Source organism: Prevotella sp. AM34-19LB (assembly GCF_003468525.1).
GTDB lineage: Bacteria > Bacteroidota > Bacteroidia > Bacteroidales > Bacteroidaceae > Prevotella.
This window is the reverse complement of the sequence record NZ_QSIG01000025.1, coordinates 1-13279: the sequence shown is the minus strand read 5'-3', so window position 1 is coordinate 13279 and position 13279 is coordinate 1. Positions and strand designations below refer to the sequence as shown.

The 13279-nt window shown below is 46.7% G+C and carries 13 protein-coding genes and 1 pseudogene; 2 read left to right on the top strand and 12 right to left on the bottom strand.

All coding sequences use genetic code 11. From position 1 onward, the window contains the following. Positions 1-17: 17 nt before the first annotated feature. The 12 genes and pseudogenes from DW830_RS09085 to DW830_RS09030 all read right to left on the bottom strand — a co-directional run bounded on the left by DW830_RS09085 (position 18) and on the right by DW830_RS09030 (position 11134). The gene (locus DW830_RS09085) at positions 18-2012 is read right to left on the bottom strand and encodes a peptidase U32 family protein (RefSeq protein ID WP_199656094.1); all 1995 of its coding nucleotides are present in this window, start codon (positions 2010-2012) and stop codon (positions 18-20) included. A gap of 98 nt (positions 2013-2110) precedes the next feature. After that, on the bottom strand, positions 2111-3028 hold the full coding sequence (gene metA, locus DW830_RS09080; RefSeq protein WP_119249645.1) for a homoserine O-succinyltransferase: 918 nt from the start codon (positions 3026-3028) through the stop codon (positions 2111-2113). A 262-nt stretch (positions 3029-3290) separates the two neighbouring features. Continuing rightward, on the bottom strand, positions 3291-3449 hold the full coding sequence (locus DW830_RS09075; protein ID WP_006849046.1) for a DUF4295 domain-containing protein: 159 nt from the start codon (positions 3447-3449) through the stop codon (positions 3291-3293). A gap of 45 nt (positions 3450-3494) precedes the next feature. After that, positions 3495-3683 carry a 50S ribosomal protein L33 gene (rpmG, locus tag DW830_RS09070; protein WP_006849045.1) on the bottom strand — a complete coding sequence of 63 codons (189 nt, stop codon included), beginning with the start codon at positions 3681-3683 and terminating at the stop codon, positions 3495-3497. A gap of 4 nt (positions 3684-3687) precedes the next feature. Next, positions 3688-3951 (bottom strand): 50S ribosomal protein L28, encoded by a 264-nt coding sequence (rpmB, locus tag DW830_RS09065; protein WP_006849044.1) that lies wholly within the window; start codon positions 3949-3951, stop codon positions 3688-3690. A gap of 147 nt (positions 3952-4098) precedes the next feature. Beyond that, the gene (locus tag DW830_RS09060; protein ID WP_119249644.1) at positions 4099-4611 is read right to left on the bottom strand and encodes a CinA family protein; all 513 of its coding nucleotides are present in this window, start codon (positions 4609-4611) and stop codon (positions 4099-4101) included. A 12-nt stretch (positions 4612-4623) separates the two neighbouring features. Further along, entirely contained in the window at positions 4624-5658 is a 1035-nt protein-coding gene (gene tsaD, locus DW830_RS09055; protein ID WP_119249643.1) for a tRNA (adenosine(37)-N6)-threonylcarbamoyltransferase complex transferase subunit TsaD, read from the bottom strand. A 26-nt stretch (positions 5659-5684) separates the two neighbouring features. Further along, positions 5685-6548 carry a type I methionyl aminopeptidase gene (gene map / locus DW830_RS09050; protein ID WP_119249642.1) on the bottom strand — a complete coding sequence of 288 codons (864 nt, stop codon included), beginning with the start codon at positions 6546-6548 and terminating at the stop codon, positions 5685-5687. 92 nt (positions 6549-6640) lie between these two features. Continuing rightward, positions 6641-7273, bottom strand: coding sequence for an HAD family hydrolase (locus DW830_RS09045; RefSeq protein ID WP_119249641.1), 633 nt, complete (start codon positions 7271-7273; stop codon positions 6641-6643). Positions 7274-7346: 73 nt separating this feature from the next. After that, a pseudogene (gene metH, locus DW830_RS09040) lies at positions 7347-10129 on the bottom strand (methionine synthase). A gap of 3 nt (positions 10130-10132) precedes the next feature. Then, positions 10133-10612, bottom strand: coding sequence for an SsrA-binding protein SmpB (gene smpB, locus DW830_RS09035; RefSeq protein ID WP_119249640.1), 480 nt, complete (start codon positions 10610-10612; stop codon positions 10133-10135). Between the two features lie 18 nt (positions 10613-10630). Continuing rightward, a complete protein-coding gene (locus tag DW830_RS09030) occupies positions 10631-11134 on the bottom strand; it encodes a DMP19 family protein (RefSeq protein ID WP_118311087.1) in 504 nt (167 codons plus the stop codon). A 229-nt stretch (positions 11135-11363) separates the two neighbouring features. Here DW830_RS09030 and DW830_RS09025 point away from each other — a divergent pair, with 229 nt between their 5' ends. Further along, the gene (locus DW830_RS09025) at positions 11364-12065 is read left to right on the top strand and encodes an iron-sulfur cluster assembly scaffold protein (protein WP_006849036.1); all 702 of its coding nucleotides are present in this window, start codon (positions 11364-11366) and stop codon (positions 12063-12065) included. A 15-nt stretch (positions 12066-12080) separates the two neighbouring features. After that, a complete protein-coding gene (locus DW830_RS09020; RefSeq protein ID WP_117663570.1) occupies positions 12081-13094 on the top strand; it encodes a GGGtGRT protein in 1014 nt (337 codons plus the stop codon). Positions 13095-13279: the final 185 nt, after the last annotated feature.

Genomic DNA, 13279 nt, shown 5'->3' with positions numbered 1-13279 from the left:
CGAACCCCGTTTCGTTATTATTTTGTGCTATAGACATTCATCTGGCACTGCGCACAGTTGAATTCCAAGCGGAATCTTCTGCCATCACCCAGCTCCAGGAACAGAGGCTCCTTCCATTGCGGCTTCTTGCCTCCTCGTTTTACACAATAGCCCAAAGAGTAGCGGATGCAATGGCGGCACTGCATGATGAGCGATTCTCCCTTAGGCTGCTCTAGCTCAAATGCAGTTGAATTAAACGTCATGCCATGAGTCTTGTAGAAATGCTCAGCACTGCGGTTAGCGATATTATACAGATAAGGCCACTTAGCATAATCTGGCTGCCAGACAAACTTCCACGTATCCATCTTATGCTCACCCACCTGATTCAACTGATAAGGTGCGGAGAATAATTCTTCCATCACGCCTTTCGCCAAGGATCTATCTACAATATTCTGAATACCTTCTGTCGCACTCTCAATCAAAGCTCTACGAACCTCAGACAACACACTGTTTGGAATGAAATAATTCTCAAGATCTCCTGCCAGAACAACTTCATCACACTCAAATATCGTATTACCCATCTTGCTCAACTGCTGTCTGATGTTATCACCCTGCGGACGCCTTGCCAATTCCAGCGGCGCATCAAACTCATAAGAATACTCGTCAATCTTGTAGGCGAGATGCTTCTCCACAAAACCTTCCGTAGTCATTGTGAGCAATTGAGGAACATGAACCGAAGCACCTATCTCTATATAAACCTGCTGAAGGGCACCGGATTCAGAATACTGAGGCGTAATTCTGATGTGGAGAGGAATCTTGCGGCTCGCAGTTTTCTTTGATAGAATGTTCTCAAAAGCCTGGTCATTATTACGATAGAGAGCCATGCCTGGGCGCAGATGCTCCGGCATACGGAGCGGATAGAGTCGGTTACCTTCCACACGGTTTACGCGGAATCCCTCCAGCTCTTTCTTGTCATTGATAAAGCAGAGACCATCACCATTGGCAAAACTTGCCACTGTCGCCACGTTGAAGGAAACATTACCTCTTATCTCCTTGACCTTACCAACATACTCGCCCATCGCCTTCGGTGTATCAAAAGAAGCGATGTCAGGCTGTCGCCCATTGAGGAAATAGTTGGTAAATCCTCTGTTGAATGTCTTTTTCAAGTTAGGCTGGAAAGTATGGATAGCACGACCGAATGATGCTCTACAATACTTATCCGGATTGGCAGCTACCACCTCATCGAGTTTCCGACTATAGGCAGCCACAACATTCTTCACATAGTTTACATCCTTCAGGCGTCCTTCAATCTTGAAAGAAGTTGCACCCGCATCAGCAAGTTCCTGCAGATGATCTATCTGGCAGAGATCCTTCAATGACAGCAGATGACGCTCATGCTCTATTTCATTCTCATTGGAATCTATGAGATTGAATTTCATTCTGCAGAACTGAGCACACTCACCACGGTTTGCAGAACGACCGAAACACTTTTCCGAAGCGTAGCATACACCCGAATAGCTGACACAAAGCGCACCATGCACAAAGACCTCCAACTGCGTAGAAGGATTTTTCCTGTGGATTTCCCTAATTTCATCAAGAGAAAGTTCACGGGCAAGGACCACTCTATCGAATCCTAGCGTTGACAGCCAGGCAACCTTGTCGGCAGAACGGGCATCACACTGCGTGCTGGAATGCAACTCACGATGCCAGAGATGATTGGCTCTTACATCCCAGAGAACACCCATATCCTGCAACAGGAGTGCATCCACTCCGATACGGTCCAACTCGCCAATCATCATCAGCGTATCTTCCATCTCGTTTTCATAGATGATAGTATTCACCGTCACGTGAACCTTGGCACGAAACTGATGGGCATAATCACAGAGTTTCTTAATATCCTCCAGTGAGTTGCCAGCAGCAGCGCGGGCTCCAAAACGGGGTGCACCTATATACACCGCATCGGCACCATGATCGATAGCTGCAATTCCACACTCCAGATTCTTGGCTGGGGCAAGAAGTTCCAGCTCCGTCAAGTGTATCTCTTTTTTCTTCTTAGCTTCAATATCATTCATTTCCTAAACTATCTTAGTTCTTTTTACAACTCCAAACTTATTGGATATCATCAATAACCTTATTGAATATCATCAATATTATAAGGAGTTTCCTGATAAACGTAATAGTTGATCCAGTTACTGTAGAACAGGTTGGCATGGGCACGCCATGTTACCAAAGGAGCCTCATTCGGATCATCATGGAAGTAATAGTTCTCAGGCAATTCTACGTCGTCTCGCTTGCCCATGTCTCTTTTATACTCCTTATCGAGCGTGTTAGGCGCATATTCCAGATGACCAGTTACGAAGAATTCGCGTCCATCCCTCGCCATTACGATACTCACGCCACTCTCTACAGATTCTGCGATAATATCCAGTCCCGGCACTTTTTCGATGTCTTCCCTGCGCACCTCTGTATGGCGGCTGTGTGGCATATTGAAGATGTCATCAAAGCCACGGAAGATAGGGAGTGACGGATCAAGCGGTTTCTGAGGAAAGATACCAAACTTCTTTTTATCAAGCTTATATTTTGGAACACCATAAAAGTGATAGAGTCCAGCCTGCGCACCCCAGCAGATATACAGCGTAGAGGTAACGTGGGTACGTGCCCAATTGAATATCTCCTGGATTTCCGGCCAATACTCCACCTCCTCATATTCCATCGTCTCGATAGGAGCACCCGTCACTATCATACCGTCAAACTTCTGCTTTGACAGTTCCGCAAAGTCCTTATAGAACATCATCATATGCTCTATCGGCGTATTCTTTGGAGTATGGCTCTTCAACTTCATGAAGTAAACCTCCAACTGCAGAGGCGTATTGGAGAGCAATCTCACCAAATCAGTTTCTGTCGTGATCTTCAGCGGCATCAGGTTGAGCACACAAATCTTCAGCGGTCTGATTTCCTGACTGTGCGCACGACTCTCATCCATCACGAAAATATTCTCATGCTTCAGCAGCTCAATAGCTGGAAGTTTATCCGGTAATCTTAACGGCATCTTATCTTGTTCCTTTCTTCTTAAAAAACATTATATATATCCCCTTTTCTGCAAAAACGGATATTTCACTTATTCTGTGCAAAGTTACGTTTTTATTTTGAAATAGCAAAAGAAAAAAGAAAGAAATATATACTCATACGCAAAAAACAGCTTCAGTAACAAAAACATAAAAGGCCGCATACCCTTTGAAAGGGTATTGCGACCTTATTGTATTTATGCGAGTCTCCAAGAGAACGCTAGTCTGAATGCTTATGCAATCAGATTAGTCCTTGAAGAAATCCTTAACAGCCTCGTTTGGTACCATCTTCTCATCGAAAACGTAAGCACCAGTCTTAGGGCTCTTAACCATCTTGATAACCTTTGTGTATGCGCGACCATCCATGTTACCTTCGTGGAGGGTAGCGACCGCTTTCTTTGCCATAGTCTATTAAAATTGATAAAATTGTTTATAAACTTGTAAGCGAGCTTACTTAATCTCCTTGTGAAGAGTCATCTTCTTAAGGATTGGGTTGTACTTCATCAACTCAAGACGCTCAGGAGTGTTCTTACGATTCTTTGTAGTCACGTAACGGCTTGTACCTGGCATACCACTGTTCTTATGCTCAGTGCACTCGAGGATAACTTGTACTCTATTACCTTTTGCTTTCTTTGCCATGATATTATTCTCCTATAACTTTAATGTCCTTCCAATCTACGTAGCCCTTCTTTACTGCCTGATTCAAAGCAGCATCGAGACCTACCTTGTTAATAAGACGAAGACCAGCAGCACTGATCTTGAGGCTGATCCAGCAACCCTCTTCTACATAGTAGAATTTCTTGCTGAAGAGGTTAACGTCAAAGCTTCTCTTTGTACGGTGCTTTGAGTGAGACACATTGCAACCTAACTGTGCCTTCTTACCTGTGATTTGACAAATTTTAGACATTTCTATCTTTAATTTTGTAATTCGTTAATTGATACCTATTCCAAACAGAGTGCAAAATTACAAAATAATTCGGTAATAACAAAATAATCCCTAAAAGAACGCTGTCTTTTAAGGATTATTAATACTTTATGGCTCTAAATTAGCATTTTATGCCTCTTTTTTCAAATCTTCAGTATGTTCTTTCAGGAAATCGAGCATACCCTTAAGCGCTGTATTTGTGGCAATTGCAAGATTGATATCGCGACCGAAATCCTCTGTGAGTTTCACCACACGAACATCATCCTTGCTACCAAATCCTACGAAGATTGTACCCACTGGCGCAGATGGAGTACCACCTGTAGGTCCCGATACACCTGTTGCCGAAATAGCGAAATCAACATTCAGGGCTTTGATGGCACCAAGCACCATCTCCTTGGCTACTTCCTCGCAGAAGGCCGTCTTCTCCTCCAGAAGCTCATGGCTTACTCCGAGAAGATTCTCTTTTACCTCATTGGTATAACTTACCACACCGCCCTTGAAGTAATTGCTGGCACCTGGCACAGAGATGAGCGCTTCGGCGATACGACCGCCTGTGCAGCTCTCAGCTGTGCCCACTGTCTTGTCACTGTTATAGAGCATCTCCTGGATGCTCTTGCTTAATATCTTTGTTTCAAATTCCATAAGAATTCTTATTTATTTAAATGTTACTTTACTATATGCAGGCAGATCGATGGTGGCAAAATCGCCATCAAGATACTTGAATGTACCTACACAACCAATCATAGCCGCATTGTCTGTGGTATAGCTGAACTTTGGTATGTAGATGGTCCAGCCAAAACGCTTGGCATGATCATGGAAAGCATTCCGGAGACCATTGTTGGCACTCACACCACCAGCCACAGCCACATGCTTGATTCCTGTCTGCTTCACTGCCATACGCAATTTCTTCATCAGGATATCCACGATGGTGAACTCAATGCTCGCAGCCAGGTCAAACTTGTTCTTCTCCACAAAATCAGGATCAGCAGCTACCCACTTGCGCAAACTGTAGAGGAAACTGGTCTTGAAGCCAGAGAAGCTATAGTTCAGTCCAGGGATATGTGGCTCAGCAAAGCTGAAAGCCTTCGGATTACCCTGGCGGGCATACTTATCTACAACAGGACCACCTGGGTAGCCCCACTCCAACACCTTGGCACACTTATCTATCGCCTCACCGGCAGCATCATCGATAGTCTGACCGAAAACCTCCATATCGTTGTAGGCATTCACCTTCACAATCTGCGAGTTTCCACCGCTCACAAGGAGACAGATAAATGGGAATGGAGGTGCACTCTGGTCATCATCGCTTCCCTTGATGAAATGAGCCATCACATGACCCTGCAAGTGATTGACATCAATCATCGGGATGTTGAGCGAACGGGCAAAGCCCTTGGCAAAACTCACACCCACGAGCAGAGAACCCATCAGACCCGGTCCACGGGTGAAGGCAACGGCAGACAGATCTTCCTTCCTGATGCCCGCACGAGCGATAGCCTGATCTACCACAGGCACCACATTCTGCTGATGAGCACGGGAAGCAAGCTCAGGCACCACGCCACCATAGGCACGGTGCACTTCCTGCGAAGCAGTCACGTTGCTCAGCAGCACTCCATTCTTGAGCACTGCGGCAGAGGTATCGTCGCAACTGCTCTCTATACCTAATATATATATATCCTTTTTTTCTTCCATAATTACTAAGGCTAAGCCCATATATATTAATGTGTAAGAATCTCCACACCCGTCTCAGTCATCACGAGTGTATGCTCCCATTGAGCAGATGGCTTCTCGTCACCGGTAATAACCTCCCATCCGTATGGATCTTCGGCATCGATGAACACCTGCCAGGTTCCCATATTGATCATTGGCTCGATAGTAAACACCATACCAGGCACGAGCAACATACCAGTTCCTCTATGACCATAATGAAGAACCTCAGGCTCTTCATGGAACTGACAGCCTACTCCATGACCACAAAGGTCACGGACAACACCATAACCATACTTCTTGCAATGCTTTTCGATGGCATGACCGATATCGCCCACAAAAGAGTAAGGCTTAGCCGCCTCCATACCAATCTCAAGACACTCCTTGGCAACACGAACCAACTGTTCCTTTTCCGGAGTTGTCTTGCCGCCAACGATGAACATACGGCTGGCATCCGCATAGTAACCATCCACGATGGTAGTCATATCCACATTGACGATATCACCCTCTTCGAGCACATCCTCTTCCTTAGGAATACCATGACATACCACTTCATTGATGGATGTACATACACTCTTAGGGTAGCCCTCATAGTTGAGGCAGGCAGGAATCGCATTATGATCCTTGCAATATTGCATACAGAGGTCATCGATCTGCTGAGTATTGATACCCGGACGGATCATCTCGGCAACAGCATCGAGACAACCTGTATTCACGACACCACTCTTGCGGATACCTTCTATTTGTTCTGGAGTCTTAATCAAGTCGCGGGTAGGCACAAGCTTACCCTTATTTTCCCAAAACATCACCTGCTTATCAAGCTCTGTAATAGGCTGACCAGGCAGACAATGCCATCTTTTCTTCTTAACCATTATCTAATTATTTAATATTTGCGACTGCAAAAGTACATTATTTCTTGCAGAATGCAAAATAAAATGGCAATTATTTGCAGTTGGGCTGCAAATAATCACCATAAATCATACTTCAAATAATCGTAGATTTTATCGCACCAGTCTTCTCCGTTCTGCGGACAATAAGTAAAGAGCCCTACCTCAGAAGCCGCACAGCAGTTACGGGCGCCATCATCAATAAAGAGACATTCCTCCGGCAACGCCTTTTCCTGAGCCATCACGTAACGGAAGAAATTCTCGTCCGGCTTCATATATTTCACCTCATAGCTGCGATACATGGCATCGAAATAATCACCGATAGGATGACCGTCGCCAGAGAATTCCTCACTATCCGTCCAAGCCGATACGTATGGATTGGTATTGCTGAGCAAGACCACGCGATATCCCTGCTTCTTGAGATTTCTGATGGTCATCAACTTGCGGGCAGGCACCTCCTTCATATAGCCCAGCCAGCAATGCTGCAGCTCCTCAAAGCTCACCTCTCGACCCACCTTCTCGCTTACCTGACGGCGATACTCCTCCTCGGAAAGCTTTCCTTCTTCCAGATCGCCATTCAAGCCCGACTGCTTATAAGGATCCATCTTCTCGGCAAACTCCTTCATACCTAACTCAACAAAGCGTTTGCCTGCCTCATTCTCGTCGAGGGTGATTACGACACCACCCATATCAAAAATAACCGTCTTGATCATATTATCCTTATTACTAATACCTTATATATTCTATTATAAAACATTTTTGCTACATTATCAACAAACGCTTAGTTTAAAACAGCTCAAGCTTGTTCTTTCGTGCTTCTTCCAGCGAGGCAATCTTCGCCTGCTGTTCATGATACTCATTGCGCAAGCGTTCGTATCGCTCATCAAGTTCAGCAATAAACTTAGGGCATTCTGTCTCGTTGAGGAAGCGGGCACAGATACCGGCATTCAGCGAAGCATCCTTCACCCAGATAACCGGTCCATCATACACCGGTGCGATTTTCAATGCCACATGCAGTTCGCTCGTGGTAGCGCCTCCCACCATGATCGGGATACGCAAGCCTGCCTTCTGCATCTCCTGGGCTGTGTGAACCATCTCTTCCAGTGATGGCGTAATCAGGCCGCTCAAGCCGATGGCATCCACCTTCTCTTCTATCGCCTTCTTCACAATCTGCTCGGCAGGTACCATCACGCCCAGGTCGATGATATCATAGTTGTTGCACGACATCACCACGCACACGATATTCTTACCGATATCATGCACATCTCCCTTTACGGTCGCCATCAGAATCTTTCCGGCAGAAGTACTTCCACCCTGTTTCTCTGCTTCGATATGAGGCTGGAGGATGGAAACGGCAGCCTTCATGGTTCGTGCCGTCTTCACCACCTGCGGCAGGAACATCTCGCCCTTACCGAAGAGTTCACCTACCAGGTTCATACCATCCATCAGCGGACCTTCTATGACGTTCACGGCATGCGGATACTTCTGCAATGCCTCGTCTATATCAGGTTGCAGGAACTCGGTGATACCCTTCTGCAGGGCATACTTCAACCTTTCCTCCACAGTCTGCTTGCGCCACTCTGGTGCAGCAGGCTTCGGAGCTGGCGCACCGCCCGCCTTGGCAGCTGCTTTTGCTGCATCAGCCTTCGCCTTGATTTCGGCAGCCAGTTCGATGAGGTCATCGGCAGCGCCCTTTCTGCGGTTCAACACCACATCCTCGATGAGTTCGAGCTGTTCTTTAGGTATTTTATGATAATCCATTCTTGCCTTGGCATTTACGATACCAAAGTCCATGCCCACCTTCTGGGCATGATGCAGGAATACACAATGAATTGCTTCGCGGATATACGTATTACCACGGAACGAGAACGAGAGGTTGCTGACTCCACCACTGACATGTGCTCCAGGCAGATTCTGATGAATCCACTCGGTGGCACGAATGAATTCCACGGCATAATTATCGTGCTCCTCCATACCCGTAGCGATGGCAAGCACATTCGGGTCAAAGATGATGTCGAGCGGATTCATCCCCAGTTTATCTACCAGGAGGTGATAGGCACGCCCGGCAATCTCGATACGTCGCTCATAGGTAGTGGCCTGTCCCACTTCATCGAAGCACATCACCACGACGGCGGCGCCATAACGCATCACATCACGTGCATGAGAGAGGAACACCTCTTCGCCCTCCTTCAGGGAGATGGAATTCACGATACACTTACCCTGACAGCACTTCAGTCCGGCAAGAATCACATTCCACTTCGAGGAGTCAATCATCACAGGCACCTTGCAGTCTCAGGTTCTGCCGCTATCATATTGAGGAAGTTCACCATTTCCGCCTTGGCATCCAGCAGTCCGTCATCCATGTTTACATCCACCACGGCTGCACCATCTGCCACCTGCTTACGGGCGATGCCGATGGCTTCCTCATAACCTTTTTCATTAATCAATCGCAGGAACTTCCTGCTACCAGCCACGTTACAGCGTTCGCCTACATTCACAAAGCGACTGGCATCTACTGGCAGATGAACGGAGTCATCTACCTGCAGCAAGTCTAAGCCCGAGAGCCACATATACTGAGGCTTCTCTACTACCTGATGTGGTTTCTTACCCTCGGCACATCGGGCATAGTGAGCGATGAATTCCGGACTGGTTCCACAGCAGCCGCCGATGATATTGACGATGCCTTCATCGATAAACTCGGCTATCTGCGGAGCCATCGACTCTGCAGTCTCGTCATATTGTCCCATCTCGTTAGGCAATCCGGCATTAGGATGGGCACTAATATAATAAGGTGCAACCTTTGCCAGATGCTCGATGAACGGTTTCATCTGAGGGGCACCGAAGGCACAGTTCATACCTACCGAGAAAATAGGATAAGGAGAGAGCGAAGCCAGGAAAGCATCCACGGTCTGACCGCTCAGAGTTCTGCCAGCCAGATCACTCACCGTAAGACTGATCATAATAGGCAGTTCTACCCCATGCTTCTTCATCATAGTGATGGCAGCGTCGATCATCGCCTTGCAGTTGAGCGTATCGAAGATGGTTTCGATAAGGATGACATCCGCTCCACCTTCGATGAGACCATCCACCTGTTCGCAGACATCGGTGAAAAGTTCATCGTACGTAATCTCCCGGGCGGCAGGATTACTGACGTCCGGACTCATGGAACAAGTTTTATTGGTAGGTCCCACATCTCCTGCTACGAAGCGTGGTTTATCGGGGGTAGAAAACTTATCGCATTCGATACGCGCCAGGCGAGCACCCTCGAAAGCCATCTCCCTGGCACAGTCTTCCAGGTGATAATCCGCCTGCGAGATGCGCTGACACGAGAAGGTGTTCGCCGTGATGATATCGGCGCCCGCCTCCAGGTAACGCCGGTAAATATCAGAGATAACATCAGGGCGAGTGATGTTGAGCATATCGTTGTTGCCCTTCATCATTCCCGGCACATCGCGGAAACGCTCGCCACGGAAGTCATCCTCGGTTAAATTATATTTCTGAATCTCGGTACCCATGGCACCGTCGAGAATCAGAATCTTCTCCTTAGCAATCTCTCTTATATTTTTCATTGTCTAAAAGTGCTTGATAGCTCTATCCATCTCTCTTCTATCCTCTTTCTCCTTCAGGGTCTGACGCTTGTCATACTCCTTCTTACCCTTGCAGAGGGCGATATCCACCTTGGCACGTCCATTGTCGTCAATGAAGACAAGTGTTGGCACGATGGTAAAGCCCGGCTGCTTGCTATCCTCTTCCAATCGGCGCAGTTCGCGCTTGGTGAGAAGGAGCTTGCGGTCGCGGCGAGCCTCATGATTGGCAAAAGAGCCATAGAAATAAGGCGAGATATTCATACCCTTCACCCACAGTTCACCCTGATAGAAATCGCAGTAGCAATCTACCAGGGATGCCTTACCGCCACGGATCGACTTGATCTCGGTACCGGTAAGTACGATACCAGCGGTATAAGTATCAACAAAGAAGTACTCAAACGAGGCCTTCTTGTTGCGTATCTGTATCGGACTCTTCTTACGGAGTTCCTGATCTTTCTTGTTCATAATCCTAATACCTTAATATTATATAATAGTGACGAAGTTTTCGATGTGCTCATCAATATAGAAAGCCACCTTGCTGGTCCACTCCTCTTCGTTCTCCACAAATTCATCATCGAAATCATCAAACTCAGGGAATTTCTCATAAAGCGCCATGAAGTCTTCATCGCTCATATCCCCCTCGATGTCTTCATGATGACTCTTATAGAGGAAATGACTTTTCTTGATAAGCTTTGAAAGCTCCACGAGCCCCCAGTTACGGAACGCCTTGTCAGTAGGATTCTTCCAGAGGAAGGCACCATAGCCGTTATGGATGAGCTGGATCATACCACCATCCATCATCTCCTCGTGCAGGGTATCCCACGCCAGGAGCGTAATCTGGTCGCTATTCAGCTCAGCCATGGTCTCAGCAGTGAGTTCGCCACCAATTGCCTCGCGGATTGCATCCACGAAAGCCTTCACAAATTCATCCATGCCTGCCTCCGCTGCCTGCTGAAGCACGGCGTCCTGTATCTTAACTTCAATCATAATCTTCAAAATTGCTATTTTCAGTTTGCAAAGATACATCAAAATAGGGACAAACCCAAGAAAAAATCTAAATATTAGGTTAAAGAGTTAAAAAGAATACTCATTTTTGGGTATTTTACAGATATTTTTTGTACTTTTGTGGTCGGAATTGAGGTTATCAAGCCAATGTTTCAGCAAAATAAGAAGAATTTATACTTATATATATTCATTAATATAAAATTTAGCGAATATGATCTATTCTAAAGAAGTAGACAACATGTGCGTTGTCGCTAAGGGTCCTAACCACGGACCAGCTCCAATTCCTGAAGAGGGAAAATGGATTCAGGCAAAAGAGATCAAGGACATCTCTGGTTATACTCACGGTGTGGGTTGGTGTGCTCCTCAGCAGGGTGCTTGTAAGCTCTCTTTGAACATCAAGGAAGGCGTTATTCAGGAGGCTCTCGTTGAGACTATCGGTTGTACTGGTATGACTCACTCAGCTGCTATGGCTTCTGAGATTCTTCCAGGCAAGACTATCCTTGAGGCTTTGAACACTGACCTCGTTTGCGATGCTATCAATACAGCAATGCGCGAGCTCTTCCTCCAGATTGTTTACGGTCGTAGCCAGAGCGCTTTCTCTGAGGGCGGTCTTGTTATCGGTGCAGGTCTTGAGGACTTGGGTAAGGGTCTTCGTTCACAGACTGGTACTCTCTATGGTACTGTAGCTAAGGGTACACGTTACCTTGAGTTGACAGAGGGTTACATCACAAAGCAGTTCTTGGATAAGGACAGCCAGGTTTGTGGTTACGAGTATGTTCACCTCGGCAAGATGATGGAGGCTATCAAGAACGGTATGGACGCTAACGAGGCTGTCAAGAAGTTCACAGGTAGCTACGGTCGTACAACTGCTGAGCAGGGTGTTGTTAAAGCAATTGATCCACGTAAAGAATAATAAGGAGATACAGATATGATTAGAAAAGTAAGTTACGAAAGTCAGGAACGTCGCGAGAAGCAGGTTCTTGCTGCTCTTAATGCTAACGGTATTCAGAGCTTGGAAGAGGCTAATCAAATCTGCGAGGACGCAGGTGTTGACCCTTATCAGATGTGTGAAGATACTCAGCGTATCTGCTTCGAGAACGCTAAGTGGGCGTATGTAGCTGGTGCTGCTATCGCTATCAAGAACGGTGCTAAGACTGCTGCTGACGCAGCTGAGGCTATCGGTATCGGTTTGCAGGCTTTCTGCATCCCTGGTTCTGTAGCTGACGACCGTAAGGTTGGTCTCGGTCACGGTAACTTGGCTGCTCGTTTGCTCCGTGAGGAGACTCAGTGCTTCGCTTTCTTGGCTGGTCACGAGTCTTTCGCTGCTGCTGAGGGTGCTATCAAGATTGCTGAGATGGCTAACAAGGTTCGCAAGAACCCATTGCGCGTTATCTTGAACGGTCTTGGTAAGGATGCAGCTCAGATCATCAGCCGCATCAACGGTTTCACATACGTTCAGACAAAGTTTGATTACTACACTGGTGAGTTGAAGGTTGTTAACCGCATCGCTTACAGCGACGGTCCACGTGCTAAGGTTAACTGCTACGGCGCTGACGACGTTCGCGAGGGTGTTGCTATCAACTGGAGCGAGGATGTAGATGTATCTATCACTGGTAACTCTACAAACCCTACACGTTTCCAGCACCCAGTTGCTGGTACATACAAGAAGGAGCGTGTGGCTGCTGGTAAGCCATACTTCTCAGTAGCTTCTGGTGGTGGTACAGGTCGTACATTGCACCCAGATAACATGGCTGCTGGTCCTGCTTCTTACGGTATGACTGATACTATGGGTCGTATGCACTCAGACGCTCAGTTTGCAGGTTCTTCTTCAGTTCCTGCTCACGTAGAGATGATGGGCTTCCTCGGTATGGGTAACAACCCTATGGTAGGTGCTACTGTTGCTATCGCTGTAGCTATCGACCTCGCTATCAACAAGAAGTAATTTCTTTGAGATAACAAAACAATAAGTATAAATGATCCCTGTAACTTGCTATAAGTTACAGGGATTTTTTATATTCATCCTAAAATCCGCAACTATCATCCAATACACGATTAAGGGTAGATTTATGAGTCGTTAGTAGCAGCTTTCAGTAAAAAGCAACAGCACAACATCAATATGTAGCCACC